This window comes from Pseudarthrobacter sp. NIBRBAC000502772, from assembly GCF_006517235.1.
GTDB lineage: Bacteria > Actinomycetota > Actinomycetes > Actinomycetales > Micrococcaceae > Arthrobacter.
In genome coordinates this window covers 4,644,113-4,657,941 of record NZ_CP041188.1, presented here as the reverse complement: position 1 = coordinate 4,657,941, position 13,829 = coordinate 4,644,113, and the positions used below count along the sequence as shown (strand labels likewise).

General features: G+C 64.4%; 12 protein-coding genes. 7 read left to right on the top strand and 5 right to left on the bottom strand.

The features are described 5' to 3' along the window. Positions 1-12: 12 nt before the first annotated feature. The 7 genes from NIBR502772_RS21625 (at position 13) to NIBR502772_RS21595 (ending at position 6,954) form a co-directional block, all read left to right on the top strand. Positions 13-777, top strand: a complete 765-nt coding sequence (locus NIBR502772_RS21625) for an ATP-binding cassette domain-containing protein (RefSeq protein WP_141141756.1) — start codon at positions 13-15, stop codon at positions 775-777. After that, a complete protein-coding gene (locus NIBR502772_RS21620) occupies positions 774-1,859 on the top strand; it encodes an ABC transporter permease (protein WP_141141755.1) in 1,086 nt (361 codons plus the stop codon). Before NIBR502772_RS21625 ends, NIBR502772_RS21620 begins: the two co-directional genes overlap by 4 nt. Positions 1,860-1,905: 46 nt before the next feature. Then, a complete protein-coding gene (locus NIBR502772_RS21615) occupies positions 1,906-2,886 on the top strand; it encodes an ABC transporter substrate-binding protein (protein ID WP_141141754.1) in 981 nt (326 codons plus the stop codon). A gap of 86 nt (positions 2,887-2,972) precedes the next feature. Next, a complete protein-coding gene (locus NIBR502772_RS21610) occupies positions 2,973-4,469 on the top strand; it encodes a mannitol dehydrogenase family protein (RefSeq protein ID WP_141141753.1) in 1,497 nt (498 codons plus the stop codon). Beyond that, entirely contained in the window at positions 4,466-5,242 is a 777-nt protein-coding gene (locus NIBR502772_RS21605) for an SDR family oxidoreductase (RefSeq protein WP_141141752.1), read from the top strand. The genes NIBR502772_RS21610 and NIBR502772_RS21605 overlap by 4 nt, the downstream gene beginning before the upstream one ends. A 55-nt stretch (positions 5,243-5,297) precedes the next feature. Beyond that, positions 5,298-5,888, top strand: a complete 591-nt coding sequence (locus NIBR502772_RS21600) for an ATP-binding protein (protein ID WP_141141751.1) — start codon at positions 5,298-5,300, stop codon at positions 5,886-5,888. 166 nt (positions 5,889-6,054) lie between these two features. Continuing rightward, complete coding sequence (locus NIBR502772_RS21595) at positions 6,055-6,954, top strand: hypothetical protein (protein ID WP_210412339.1); 900 nt, start codon at positions 6,055-6,057, stop codon at positions 6,952-6,954. A 77-nt stretch (positions 6,955-7,031) separates the two neighbouring features. On the opposite strand, the gene NIBR502772_RS21590 is transcribed toward NIBR502772_RS21595, so the two are convergent. The 5 genes from NIBR502772_RS21590 to NIBR502772_RS21570 all read right to left on the bottom strand — a co-directional run bounded on the left by NIBR502772_RS21590 (position 7,032) and on the right by NIBR502772_RS21570 (position 13,815). Beyond that, positions 7,032-8,267 (bottom strand): NYN domain-containing protein, encoded by a 1,236-nt coding sequence (locus tag NIBR502772_RS21590; protein WP_141141750.1) that lies wholly within the window; start codon positions 8,265-8,267, stop codon positions 7,032-7,034. 98 nt (positions 8,268-8,365) lie between these two features. Continuing rightward, positions 8,366-9,388, bottom strand: coding sequence for a LacI family DNA-binding transcriptional regulator (locus NIBR502772_RS21585; RefSeq protein WP_141141749.1), 1,023 nt, complete (start codon positions 9,386-9,388; stop codon positions 8,366-8,368). A gap of 61 nt (positions 9,389-9,449) precedes the next feature. Next, a complete protein-coding gene (locus NIBR502772_RS21580; protein WP_141141748.1) occupies positions 9,450-11,051 on the bottom strand; it encodes a GMC oxidoreductase in 1,602 nt (533 codons plus the stop codon). 5 nt (positions 11,052-11,056) lie between these two features. Beyond that, positions 11,057-12,184 (bottom strand): glycoside hydrolase family 88 protein, encoded by a 1,128-nt coding sequence (locus NIBR502772_RS21575; RefSeq protein ID WP_141141747.1) that lies wholly within the window; start codon positions 12,182-12,184, stop codon positions 11,057-11,059. Positions 12,185-12,297: 113 nt separating this feature from the next. After that, positions 12,298-13,815, bottom strand: a complete 1,518-nt coding sequence (locus tag NIBR502772_RS21570; RefSeq protein ID WP_141141746.1) for an aldehyde dehydrogenase family protein — start codon at positions 13,813-13,815, stop codon at positions 12,298-12,300. Between the last annotated feature and the right edge of the window lie 14 nt (positions 13,816-13,829).

The window sequence follows — 13,829 nt, the reverse complement described above, 5'->3', positions numbered from 1 at the left end:
AGGTGTTACACCATGACAACAATCCCCGTTTTGGAAGCCCGCGGCCTTACCCGCAGCTTTGGCAACGTACGCGCCCTCGATTGCGTCGACTTCGACGTCAACGCAGGCGAAGTGGTTGCACTCATAGGTGACAACGGCGCCGGAAAATCGACCCTCGTAAAGGCGCTGTCGGGGAACCTTGCTTTGGACTCCGGCAAGATCCTGTTTGCCGGCGGCGAGGTTGAACTAAATTCCCCGAGTCATGCCAGCAGCCTGGGCATCGAAACCGTCTATCAGGACCTTGCCCTGGCACCACACCTGAACGCGGCCCAAAACATGTTCCTCGGCCGAGAAATCCCCAAGCCCGGCTTTCAAGGGCGGCTCGGATTCATGGACAACAGGACGATGCGTGCCAAGTCCAAGGAAGCCTTCGATGAACTTGGAGCCACGGTTCGAAGCCTCTCCGACCCAGTCGGCAGCATGTCGGGAGGCCAGAAGCAGGCGATCGCCATTGCACGGGCTGTTGCCTGGGCCAAGGGCGTCATCTTCCTGGACGAACCGACAGCCGCACTGGGAGTCGTGCAGACAAAAAACGTACTCGAGACCATCCGGCGGGTCCGTGACAAAGGTGTGGGCGTCGTGTTCATCAGCCACTCGATGCCGCACGTCATCGATGTAGCCGACCGAGTCCAGGTACTCCGGCTCGGACGCCGCGTGGCCACCTACGAGGCGAAGAAAACGACGGTGGAAGAACTAGTCGGCGCAATGACCGGCGCACTAGATGGAGCACACTCATGACCACAACCGAAGCCGTACCCCGCACAGCCGGGACCGCATCCGAGATCTCATACCCACACACCCTCCAGCAAGTTCTCCGGGTTCAATCGTTCCAAATCCTGCTTGTTCTGGTGGTCATCTTCCTGGCCTTCACAGCCTTGGCACCGGATGTGTTTCCGACGTGGGGCAACGTCCGCCAGATCATCCAGAATGTCTCGATCCTTGGTGTCCTGGGTATCGGCATGACCTTCGTCATCGTCACCTCGGGCATCGACCTGTCCGTCGGGTCCAACCTGGTCTTCTCCGGAGTCGTGGCGGCAAAGGTTATGCAGGCCATGGGCGGTTCCGGATGGGGAACTGCCATTGTCGGCATCTTCGTCGCCGTCGGATGCGGGCTCGGCTGGGGGCTTCTCAATGGGGTCCTCATCGCCAAGGCCAAGGTGCCGCCGCTGATTGTCACCCTCGGAACACTTGGCGGCGCCTTGGGCCTGGCGCAGGTCATAACAGGCGGCGTGGACATCCGCGAAGTCCCTGCGGTTCTCCAGGACACCATCGGATACGGCAACGTTCCGGGAACCACCTGGCCAACAATTTCCCTGATCGCGATGATCCTGATCCTGATCTTCGGTACTGTGCTCCACCGGACCAAATTCGGCCTCTACACCTTTGCCGTCGGCTCCAACGAGGAATCCGCCCGCCGGGTTGGCGTGAAAGTGGACCGCCAACTGATTTCCATCTACGCACTCTCCGGTGGCCTCGCCGGCGTGGCAGGCATCCTGTCACTGTCCCAATACGGCACTACCGCCATCGCCGGCCAGTCAGCGACAAACCTTAACGTAATCGCCGCCGTCGTGATCGGTGGAACCTCACTCTTCGGCGGCGTCGGCACCATCTTCGGAACCGTCATCGGCCTCTTCATCCCCGCGGTACTCCAAAACGGCTTCGTCATCGTCGGCATTCAGCCGTTCTGGCAGCAGGTGGCAGTCGGTGCCGTTCTCGTCGTCGCCGTCTATGTCGACCAGCGCCGCAGGGCCGCGGCAGCCCGAGGGCAGTCCGCCAAGCCTGAAGGCAAAAAGAAGCTGTTCGGCCGACGCTCCAACTGATCTTCCTCCCCGCATCAACCCGTCCAAGCAAACTAGGAGCTACACAATGAAGTTGACCCCTAAAGCCACCCTGCTCGCCGCCGGCCTCCTCGCCGCAACGTCCCTCACGGCCTGTGCCGGCGGAAGCGCCTCGGCCGGGAGCCCAGCCGGAGCCCAGCCCAAGCTCACCTTCATCCAGGGTGTCGCCGGTGACGAGTTCTACGTCAGCATGCAGTGCGGCATCGACGCCGCTGCCAAGGCGGCCGGCGCAAACATCAACACGCAAGGGCCGGCCAAGTTCGACCCGACCCTCCAAAAGCCTATCGTTGATTCCGTGGTGGCATCCCAGCCGGATGCCATCCTGATCGCGCCAACGGACGTGGCGGCAATGCAGGCGCCCCTGAAGGCAGCCGCGGCAGCGGGCATCAAGGTCATCCTCGTTGACACCACGGTGCAGGACCCCTCGTTCGCCGCGTCTGCGATCGCTTCGGACAACAAAGGCGGCGGCCTTGAGGCCTTCAAGGCAATCAAGAACCTCAGCCCCAACGGGGGCAAAGTCCTCGTCATTTCCACCGATCCCGGTGTCTCGACAGCCGATGCCCGTGTTGCGGGCTTCGAAGAGGGTGCCAAAGCCGACTCAGCCTTCCAGTACCTGGGAGTGCAGTACAGCCACAACGATCCGGCCGAAGCCGCCCGGCTCGTTTCTGCTGCGTTGACCAAGGACCCGGACATTGTCGGCGTCTTCGCGGCCAACACGTTCGCGGCAGAAGGAACAGCTACGGGCATTCGCCAGGCCGGCAAACAGAACCAGGTGAAAATCGTCGGCTTCGATGCCGGGCCGGCACAGGTCAAGCAGCTCAAGGAGGGCATCGTCCAAGCCCTGATCGCACAGGAGCCGGCGTCAATCGGGACTAAGGGTGTGGACCAGGCACTCAAGGCCATCAAGGGCGAGCCCACAGAGAAGGAAATCCAGACCGGGTTCAAGCAGATCACCGCGGACAACATCAGCGGTGACGGCGCCGAGTACGTCTACAAGTCCTCCTGCTAACAGCGAGCGTTCCGGTGCCGTTGCCTGCCGACTCTCAAGCTGGCAACGGCACCATCCCACCTCTCCCGATCGAAGAGAAGAATGACATGACCTCCCTCAATGAAGCGGCCCTTCCAGAAGCGGCGGGCCGGCTACCCATCCCCTCGTATCAGCGCCGTGCGGTCCGGACCGGGATTGTCCACTTCGGCGTCGGCGGATTCCACCGATCGCACCAGGCCATGTTCATCGACCGCCTCCTGAACCTGGGCGGCTCCCAGGACTGGGGAATCTGCGGCGTCGGCGTCCTGCCCTCGGATGCCCTCATGCGCGATGTCCTCGAAAACCAGGACGGCCTGTACACACTCGTGCTGAAGGGCGCAGAAGGCACCGAAGAGGCCAGAATCATCGGTTCCATCACCGAGTACCTTTATGCCCCTGACGACCCGGCCGCGGTCATCCGCAAACTCGCAGATCCCACTACCCGCATAGTCTCCCTGTCCATTACCGAGGGCGGCTACAGCATCAGCGACAGCACAGGAGAATTTGATCCCCGAACGCCGGACATTCTCCGCGACCTGATACCGAACACCGTTCCAGGCTCCGCGTTCGGTCTGATCACCGCAGCCCTGGCACGGCGCCGTGATCAGGGCACTGCCCCGTTCACCGTCATGTCCTGCGACAACATTCAGGGGAATGGCAACGTCGCCCGCAAAGCGCTCGTGTCCTTCGCCCGGCTCATGGATCCCGAACTGGCCGGCTGGATCGCCGAGACCGTGGCCTTTCCCAACTCCATGGTCGACCGCATCACCCCAGTCACCACCGACCATGACCGGGCTGCGGTGGCCGAAGCCTACGGATTCTCAGATGCATGGCCGGTCGTTGCCGAGCCGTTTGAGCAATGGGTTCTCGAGGACCAGTTCACAGCCGGGCGTCCGCCTTTGGAAGACGCCGGTGTGCAGATCGTGGACGACGTCGAGCCTTATGAACTCATGAAACTTCGGCTGCTCAACGCGAGCCACCAGGTCATGAGCTATCTCGGATATCTCGCCGGACACACGTACGTCCATGAGGTCTGCGCCGATCCGCTGTTCGCCGATTTCATCAGCGGCTTCATGGAACGGGAGGCGACACCCACCCTGCGACCCGTGCCCGGCATCGACCTGCAGGCGTACCGGATTGAACTTATCCACCGCTTCGCCAACCCCGCCATCAAGGACACGCTCGCCCGCCAAATGGTCGACGCATCCGAGCGAATCCCCAAATTCGTGCTTCCGGTGGTGCGTGAACAGCTCGAACTCGGAGGTCCCATAGACAGGGCCGCGCTCGCGATCGCAGCCTGGGCGCGGTTCCTGGACAGCACAGACGAACATGGCGAACCGGTAGCCGACGACCGGCGCCTAAGCGAACTCCGCGCGGCTGCCCGTGCGGACCAGAGAGAGCCGGGCGCCTTCCTCAACCTGACCGAAATATTCGGCGACCTGGGCCAGGACGCCCGCTTCGCCGCCGCGTACCGGCAGGCCCGCGAAGCCCTGCAACGCTCCGGGGCGCGAACCGCCGTTAAGGACCTGACTGAACTCTTGATGCCTACAAGGAGTACTTCGTGACTAACCCACCCACAGCCAGCACGGCAGTCGAAGCCCGGTCTGCAACAACCGACTTCAACGGCCGTTCCATCCTCGTCACCGGAGCCAGCGGCGGCATCGGGGCCGCCACCGTAAAGCAGCTCACCGCCGCGGGGGCCAAAGTCATCGCCAGCGCCCGGACGTTGGATTCGTTGGCCCCGCTCTGCGATGAAACCGGCGCCCAGCCGCTGGCGTTTGACCTGACCTCCGAGGAAAGCATTAGAGACGCCATCGAGGCCCTGGACCTGTGGGGCGTCGTGAACTGCGGCGGCTTCGGCGGCGAAATCGCTACACCGCAGGACACCGACATCGACGTCTTCGACCAGGTCATCAGCATCAACGCCCGCGGCGCCCTCCTGGTCATCAAACATGCGGTGCCCTCCATGATCCGCCAGGGCAACGGCGGCGCAATCGTCAACGTCTCCAGCCAGGCCAGCATGGTCGCACTTCATGGCCACATCTCCTACGGCTCCTCCAAAGCCGCCCTGGACAACATCACCCGGGTATCGGCCCTGGAACTTGGCAAGCACAACATCCGCGTCAACAGCGTCAACCCGACGGTGGTCATGACCGACATGTCCAACTTCTACTGGGGACGACCGGAAGTCGGCGGCCCGTTCCTTGAGCAGATGCCACTCGGACGATGGGCCACAGTCGACGACGTCGCCGGCCCCATTGTCTTCCTGCTCAGTGACGCCGCCGGCATGATCACCGGCGTTTCCCTCCCGATCGACGGCGGCTACACCAGCCGCTGACCGCCGTTTCCGGCGCGGGGCGCTGCGACCGGACCTCAGTTTGAAATGGATAACAATGAACCTGACCGAAGAACGCGCATCCGAGGCGATTATCGTCTGCGGGGTGCCGGCGAGTGGCAAGACGACCTTTGCCCATGACCTGGCCCGCGAGCTCCACTGGACCATCCTCGACCTGGACACCGTCACGAACCCCTTGTTTGAGCACATGGGCGGCGAATTCCTGGTCGATGTCCCCACAGCGCAACCAGCTGTGCGTGCGAGTGTGAACGACATTCGCTACACCTGCCTCTTCGACACCACCCGGGAGAACCTCGCACTGGGCAACAGCGTGGTTGTTGTTGCCCCGTTCACGTCCGAACGCACCTTCCCGGCTGCATGGGCACGCCTCGTCGAGCGCCTCGCGATCCCTGAATCGCGGGTGCACCTCGCCTGGATGGACACCCCGCCGGGCGAGGTGGTGAGGCGCATGCGGCTCCGCGGAGCGGCACGCGACCTCGACAAGGTCAAGAATCCGGGGCGATTCCTCTCTCCGGAGGTTACGCAGGCCCCCGGCGTCGGGCATATCCGCATCGATGGCCGACTTACGCCGCGTCAACAGCTCGAGCACTTCCTGTCGGACTTCGCGGTGCGCGAGGCCGTGCACTGAGCCGCCGCTAGCGGTTACCCCGCCATTCCCTACCGAGGGGCCACGCCTCCCAAGGCGCACGTCCTTCGAGACGCGATTTGTCGCGCCCTCATCACGGCGGTTTCCGGTGCATCCGGCCGCCGGTCCAGAACCTCACAAAACCAAACCATCTATTTAGGAGATACCAGTGAACACTCTCACGACTCTCGAGCGCCGCGGCATGGCAGCGATCTCGACCGCCGGCGGCAAGATGCTCATCGTTGCGGCCGACCAGCGCAACGGCATGAAGGCCGTTATGAACGACGCACCGGACGGGCCGGGCTCCATCACAGCCGAGCAGCTCTCCGACGCGAAAGTGGACCTGGTCCGCTACCTGGGAAACGCCGCGCCGGCCATTCTGCTCGACCCTGAGATTGCCCTGCCCCGCGTGGCGGATGAGGGCGTTCTCTCCCGCGACACCGCCCTGGTTGTAGGTCTTGACGCTTCGGGTTTCGACACCGTCGACGGCCTGCGCTACACAAAGTTTGTCCCGGGAATGACGCCACGCAGGGTGCGTGAACTCGGTGGCGACGTGGCGAAGATGCTCTGGTACATGCGCCCCGACCTTCAGGACGCCGGCTCCCGCGTCGCGGACGAAATCCGCGAGCTCGTCACGGCATGCACCGACGAAGGACTCCTCCTCATCGTCGAGATCCTGGTCTACCGCCTCGAGGGCGAAAGCGAGGAAGCCTACGCCGCCGCGTTCCCCGGACTGGTCGCCAGCTCTGCCCGGCTCTCGGTCGAATGCGGCGCCAAGGTGCTTAAGCTGCAGTACCCCGGATCCGGGGAGGCGAGCGCCTTGGTCACCGAGGCGGCTGCCGGCGTGCCGTGGGCCGTGCTGTCTGCAGGTGTGGACCACGAGACGTTCATCAGGCAGGTAGAGATCGCTGTCGCAAATGGCGCCGGCGGCGCCATGGCGGGACGCTCACTCTGGAAGGACAGCCTGGCTGTCTCGGCAGAAGTCCGCGAGCAACTGCTGACAACACGGGCGCTTCCGCGCCTGCAGGAACTCGAAGCCGTTGTAAACGGGACGCTGGTGGCGTCCTAACGCACCATGTGCTCAGCGCCCCTGAAGGTGAGCGGACGACGGCGGGACCTCCCGCCGTCGTCCGCTTCTCCCGTTGTTCAGTTGTCCAGGAGTCCGCCGCTGGCCCAGCGGCGGACGGCGAGCTTCTCGGCGGCGTCGAACTCCAGGAGCGCCACCCGGCAGAGTTCCTCGACGTTCGCGGTCCAGGCTGCGGCCAGGCCTTCCGCCGTCGCCTCGTCGGTGAGCGGGAAATTGACGTAGGCCAGGCCCTGAAGGACAAAGCTCACGGCGTTGCGGGAGACCGGCTGGTCCGCGTTGACGCAGTCGTCCCTCACCTGCCGGGACAGTTCGGTGCGGTTGAGCGGATGCTCACGAAGCCTGGCTGCCATGGACTGGAACATCTGCCGGAACTGGGCTGCGGAAAGGGCCGGCACGTCCGTCACCCTGGTGACCTGTTCCTCGATGCCCGGCTGCAGGTCCGCGGGCGCAGGCAGGTCCTCGCTCGAGAAGCGCTTCGCGTCCCAGACCCAGCCACCTTGTGCCGGGGAATATTCGACGCCCTGGCCGATCTGGGACACCCATGTCCCAAACTTTCCCCAGCCGCCCCAGTCCGTCTTCAGGGATGGCTCTGCCGTGAGCGCCCGGTGGGCCACCATCGCGCCGTTTACCGGTCCCGGAGCGGCGCGGACAAACTCGAGGACCTCACGGATGGCGGGCGAGGCGGACTTGGCCTTCGCCTTCGCTGCGGCGGGGACAGTCTGCTGCTTCCCGGACGCCACTGCATGAACCGGCTCCACCGTTGAGCCGTTGAGGATGGCGACGAAGTCGTGGGATTCCACCACATGGTCCGCCATCTCTCGGTACGCGAAGGCCACGGCGCCGGCCGCGATGACCGTGGTCATCCGGTCAGCGGCCCGGAACCGCTGGATCAGGGACGTGAAGTCGGCATCGGCCGAGGCGATGAAGAACTCTTCGATGCCAACGTTGCCGGACAGCGCGTCCATGGCGTCGAGCACCAGATTGATGTCCGTGCTGCTCTTGCCGCGCTGCGTCAGCGACGGACAGTCGATCACGCGGAAACCGGCGCGGGTCCAGTAGGTCCGGTACTTCGAGTACACCACCGGATTCAGGTAGCAGTTGCGGATCAGGAACCTGCGGGCGTCCTCGCCGGAACCGCCGGCTGACAACGCGTCGGCCCAGTGCTTCGGGTCTTCGGCAAAGCGCTTCGCCGCCAGCGGATCCAGTGCCTGCAGGCCGGTGAAGACGTTGTCGAAATCAACAAACATCGCAGCTCGGATGCCTGGCCTGCGGGAAGGTGAGAGGGCCTCATTCATTGGCTCAGTTTGGCAGTATCGGCGCCAACTGGCGACCGTTCAGGCTGCGCCGCGCCAGACGGGCAGCGCAGCCCCCTCAGCCGAAAGGGGACGGACCGTCAGCGTCGGGGACGCCAGGTCGCTGTCGAGGACCGGATTTTGAGTTGGGGTTGGATGAGGGTCAGTTGTGTGGGTATGTCAGCGTTTCCGTCAGCGAGGCGGGTCATGAGCATCTCCATGCCCTTTGCCCCGATCTGCTGGGGGAATCCGGCGACGGACGTCATGGGAGGTACTTGGCTTACAGCGATGCGGGTGTCATCGAATGATGCCACTGCCAGGTCGCGGCCGGGTTCCAGGCCCCGGCGGCGCATTTCGTCGTAAACGCCCTGGGCGACGGCGTCGTTGTAGGCGATGATCGCATCCGGGAGCTTGCCTTGGTCGAAGAGCCGAACGACGGCGGCCGCACCCCCTTCGGGTGTGATGGGGCTGCGGAATTCGTCCATGCTCCACACTTCGCAGCCTTTGGGTTCAAGTGACGCTCTCAGGCCTTGCTCCCGTTCGGCGAGGGAGCTGGCGGTCAGGCCACCGAGGAACGCCACGCTTCTGCAGCCCAAAGCCGAGAGGTGGTCTCCGAGGATGGTTGCCCCCTTGACGTTGTCGCTGCCCACGTAGTCGAAGCCGGCGAATCGGCGGGCGAGCAGCACAACCGGGACGTTGGCGGCATTGAGGTGCTTGGAGAGTGCCTCCGGGTCAGTGTCGGGCGCCGGGAGCAGGAGGATCCCGTCGACCTGGCGTTCGATCATGGAGGAGATGATTTCCAGCTGCCGGTCGGCATGGTCGCGGCTGTAACCGATGAAGATGGTGTAGCCGGCGTCGTGGGCTATCTGGTCGACCGCCATTGCCAGCTCGGCGAAGTAGGGGTTGATGATTTCCGTGACGATGAGCCCGATGGTCATGGAGCGGCTCTGGCGCAGGTTGGCGGCCTGCCGGTTGTACACGTAGCCCAGCTCGTTCATGGCTTCGCGTACCTTGACCGCTGTGGACTCCGGGATGCGGGAGCTGCCGCGAACGACGAGGGAAGCGGTCGAACGTGAGACGCCGGCGGCCTTGCTCACGTCTTCGAGGGTGATGCGCGGGGCCATGCGGGAATCCTGCCGGTGGTTCGATAGGCGGAGAAGCGGCGCTCCCCGCCTCTCGACTTTATCAATCCTTTCCCAACGAACCCTGGATGGAGGCGTTGCCCGCGCCGATGATGGTGTCCGCAACGCGGAGGGCGTTCGCTGCGATGGTCAGGGCGGGGTTGAGTGCCGCCGAGGAAGGGAAAAAGGAGCTGTCCACGACCCAGAGGTTGTCCAGGTCATGCGTACGGCAGTCCGGGGTGAGGACGCTTGTGGCGGGATCGTGTCCGGCTACGGCTGTTCCGCATTGGTGGGAGTTGGTTTCGATACCCATGCGCTCCGTGAAGATGATTGGATATCCGGCCTTCCGGACGGCCTTGCTGATCCGGCGGACCAGTTCGCCATGGGGCGCCAGGTTGTTCGGCTCCCACCAGACGTGGATAGTGCCGTCGACAACACTGATGCCGTTGTTTCGCCGGGGCAGGTCCTCAGTGGTGAGGTAGATGTCCACGCTGCGGTCGGACATGGCCTTCAGGACCCGGGTCGGCGCCCAGGGCCGGGCCATCTTGAGCATGCTGGCGCGCAGCTTGCCGAGCATCTGCAGGTTCCCCAGGGGGTACCGGTTGGTGGGTCCGGCTTCGTACCAGTCGTTCAGGCCCAGGGTCTTTTGCCACAGCGTCCGGTTGACCTTGAGCGGGTTGATGCCGATGAAGAAGGTGCTGTTGTGCACCATGTAGTTCCGGCCCACCAGCCCGGAGGAGTTGGCCAGGCCACGTGGATACTCAGGAGTGGCGGAGCCCAGGAGCAACGCGGCCGAGTTCACTGCCCCTGCGGCGAGGATGAACTTGTCAGCTTCGACCCGGATGATCCGGCCATCCCGTTCGGCCAGGGCTGCGACGACGGTGCGGCCGTCGGGCCCGAGAATCAGGCGGACGACCTTGGTGCCTGTCATGAGTTCAACCCCGGCCGCCAGCGCCGGGTTAACCGCGACCTTCTCGGCGTCGGACTTCAGCCCTGCCTGGTTCGGCGCGCCGTCACTGGTCGCGCACAGCGCCCGCTTCGCCGAGGAATCGGCGTCGAGGCCGTTGGGCATCCGGAACGGGTGCAGTCCTTGGCGGATCAGGGAGTCGGCGAGCCGCTGGATGGTTGGTTCGTGGTCCAGGGACGGGTGCGGGTAGGCCTCGGAGTGGAGGGGTTCGGTCGGGTCTTCACCGATCTGGCCCCTGACTTGGTAAAGCCTCTCGGCCCGTGTGTAGTAGGGCTCCAGGTCCGCATAGCTGAACGGCCATGCGGGCGAAATGCCGTCCTGGTGCTGGGTCGCTTCGAAGTCGCTGGCGCGGAAGCGGGGCAGGCAGGCGCCGTAGACCTTCGTGTTCCCGCCTACCCAGTAGTAGACGCCGGGTTTGAAGGGTACTCCGTTGCGGCCGTTGTACCAGGTGTCGGCGTTCTTGTAGCGGCCTTTGATGTACACCTCGTCGAGGTCGGAGTTCTGCGGTTCCGCGGGCAGCCGGTGGCCTCGTTCGATGATCAGGACCTTGGCGTCGGAGTCCTTGAGTGCGTAGGCCATGGTTCCGCCGCCCATGCCGGATCCGATGATCGCGATGTCGGTCCGGATGACCTCCTCCGGACGGGCAGAGGGCGGCTGCCCGTCCGGAAGAGGTGTCTCGTCAATGGTTGGCCAAGGCATGGTGGTCAACGGCTCCGCTGGGTTTCGTCGAACTGCTGGATCTGGTCGACGGCATCGAGGAACCAGTAGTCGCCCCACATGACCGATTCGTCCACGCCAAGGTCCTTTCCTTCGTGGTAGCTGCCGTGCTTGAGCACACCTTCCCACTCTTCGCCCGGGCTGGCGAGAAAATCGTCTTCGGTCAGGCGGCGCAGGATGTCAACGGCGTAGTCGGCGTAGACGCGGGCCTTAGCTCGGTCCTGGACAAGGCCGGCGAGCTGCCAGAATCCGCCGGCGGCCGCGGCCGCTGCGGACGTTTCGTAGGGCCTGACAGGGTTGGGTTCTGCCCAGTCGTTGGGCGGAACGAAGCGGTCGCCGGTCCGCTCGATGTAGAAGTCGGCTGCTGCGATGGCTGTTTCGAGGAAGCGCAGGTCGCCGGTGAAGCGGTAGACGGTGCCGAAGCCGTAGAGCGCCCAGGCCTGGCCGCGGGCCCAGGATCCGTCGTCGGAGAAGCCCTGCTGGGTGGTCTGCTTCAGGAAGGCTCCGGTTTCCAGATCGAACATGCCCTCGTGCGACGCGGATCCGTCGCCACGCATCAGGAACCTGCGGGTGGTCAGGCAGTGATCCACGGCTTTGCGGGCCATGTCCTGGTCACCGGTCTGTTGAGCTGCGTACAGGGCCATATGGATGTTCATCATGATGTCGATGAACAGGCTGTCGGGCTGGCGGAAGCTGGGCATGTACTGCCCGGCTTCGCGGTAACGGCTTGCCGTGGTGCGTCCGGCTTCGATGACGACGTCGCGTTTGGTGGTGTCGCCAGTCGCTTCGAACCAGCGCCGGTAGGTGGACCAGAAGAGGAATCCCAGGTCGTGGACGGTGTTGTCGCTTTTTCGTTCTTCGATGAGCTCGGAGTAATGCTCGGCCGCGCTGCGGAAGCGGGCACGGTCGGCCTCGTCGGCCCGGTCTGAGAGCATCCACAGCTGACCGCCGAGGAAGCCTTCGCACCAGTTGGTCCAGGCTTCGCCGTCGACCACCCATTTACCTTCTTCGGTGTAGAGCGGGAAGCGGTCCGGGTGGTTGGTGATCAGCCCAACGAGTTTCGCGGAGGCGGTTTTCCACGCCTTGTCGGCGGACTCCCGGAATCCTGCCGGCACCTCGTACCCGGCAGGGAGGGTGAGCGGCAGGATGGTTGGCAGGACGACGGCCTGGGCGGGTGCGGGGCCATGGTGGGTGTGGTTGTCATGTCTTGTTTCCTTCAGGGAGTGTCTTAGCGGCGGGGGGCGTCCGGGGCGTCGACCCAGCGGTTTTCGCGGAGGCCGACCTGGAGCTGGATGGTTTTGAGTTCGCTGAATTCGGCCAACGCCTGGCGGCCGAGTTCGCGGCCGATGCCGCTGTGTCCGTAGCCGCCGAACGGTACTTCGGGGTACCCGTCCATCCAGCGGTTGACCCAGACGGTCCCGGCGCGCAGGTCGCGTGCGGCGGTCAGGGCTTCGTTGATGTCGTTGCTCCAGATCCCGGCGGAGAGGCCGAACGACGTGGAGTTGGCGATGCCGATGGCCTCCTCCACGGTGTCGTAGGGCAGCACGGAGAGGACGGGACCGAAGATTTCATCGGTGGCGATGGACATCTGGGCGGTGACGTCGGTGAAGACGGTTGGCTGGAAGAAGCGGCCGTTGAGGCCGGTTTCGAGGCGGCCTCCGCCGGTGAGCAGGTGTGCTCCGGCGTCGCGGCCTTCGGCCACGTAGCGTTCGACGACGGCGAGCTGGGCGTCGTTGACAAGGGAACCTACCAGGGTGTCGGATTTCAGCGGGTCTCCTACGCGCATGAGCTTGGCGCGTTCGACGACGGCCGCGGCGAATTCGTCCGCCAGGGAACGGTGGACGATGAGCCGGCTGCCGGAGTTGCAGCACTGACCGACGTTGAAATATCCGCCGAATACACCTGCGTCAACGGCGGCCGTGAAGTCGGCGTTGGGTGTGATGATCTGCGGGTTTTTCCCACCGAGCTCCAGTTCGACCTTTTTCAGGTCCCGGCCCGCGGCGGAGGCGATGCTCTTGCCGACCCCTGTTGAACCGGTGAAGCTGATCATGTCGATTCCGGGGTGCTCGGCGATCGCCGAGCCGACTACGCGGTCGCCGGTAACAATGTTCACCACACCGTCCGGGAACCCTGCTTCGCGGATCAGTTGTCCCAGCATCACCGTGGTGGCTGAGGTGCTTTCGCTGGGCTTGACCACGGCGGTATTGCCTGCTGCCAGCGCGAACGGAAGCTTCTGGCTGATGATCAGCAACGGGAAGTTCCAGGGCGTGATCATGCCGACGACGCCGATGGGTTCGTGCACGACCATGGCCAGCGTGTCCCGGCCCAGCGCGTTGTGGGCCTCGCCCTGGGTGTTCCGGGCAAGGCTTGCCGCGTATTCCCAGAGTTCCGCGGTGCCGGCGACCTCATTGCGGGACTGGGTGATGGGCTTGCCTGTCTCCAGGGTTTCGGCCAGGGCCAGGGGTTCGGCGTCGCGGCGGACGAGGTCGGCGACTTTCAATAGGAGTTTGGACCGCTGGGACCCGCTGGACTGGCGCCACCCCCGGTCCAGGGCTTTTCGGGCGGCGGTGACGGCACGGTCGACGTCCTCTCGGGCGCCTTCCGGGAATGAACTGACTTCGACTTCGTGGGCGGGGCTCAGGCGGGTGAACCTGGCGCCGCTCAAAGCCTGGGTGTCTTCGCCGTCGATGATCATCGGCCGGTAGGTGGGCTCGACGTCGTCGAGCGTGTAGCTCTTGGTTTCCATTACAGGTGTCCTTA

Coding starts and splice junctions, on each gene's coding strand:
- NIBR502772_RS21600 (WP_141141751.1), top strand. CDS start 5,298: ATGAACCTGACCGAAGAACGCGCATCCGAGGCGATTATCGTCTGCGGG.
- NIBR502772_RS21570 (WP_141141746.1), bottom strand. CDS start 13,815: ATGGAAACCAAGAGCTACACGCTCGACGACGTCGAGCCCACCTACCGG.
- NIBR502772_RS21610 (WP_141141753.1), top strand. CDS start 2,973: ATGACCTCCCTCAATGAAGCGGCCCTTCCAGAAGCGGCGGGCCGGCTA.
- NIBR502772_RS21580 (WP_141141748.1), bottom strand. CDS start 11,051: ATGCCTTGGCCAACCATTGACGAGACACCTCTTCCGGACGGGCAGCCG.
- NIBR502772_RS21615 (WP_141141754.1), top strand. CDS start 1,906: ATGAAGTTGACCCCTAAAGCCACCCTGCTCGCCGCCGGCCTCCTCGCC.
- NIBR502772_RS21590 (WP_141141750.1), bottom strand. CDS start 8,267: ATGAATGAGGCCCTCTCACCTTCCCGCAGGCCAGGCATCCGAGCTGCG.
- NIBR502772_RS21625 (WP_141141756.1), top strand. CDS start 13: ATGACAACAATCCCCGTTTTGGAAGCCCGCGGCCTTACCCGCAGCTTT.
- NIBR502772_RS21585 (WP_141141749.1), bottom strand. CDS start 9,388: ATGGCCCCGCGCATCACCCTCGAAGACGTGAGCAAGGCCGCCGGCGTC.
- NIBR502772_RS21620 (WP_141141755.1), top strand. CDS start 774: ATGACCACAACCGAAGCCGTACCCCGCACAGCCGGGACCGCATCCGAG.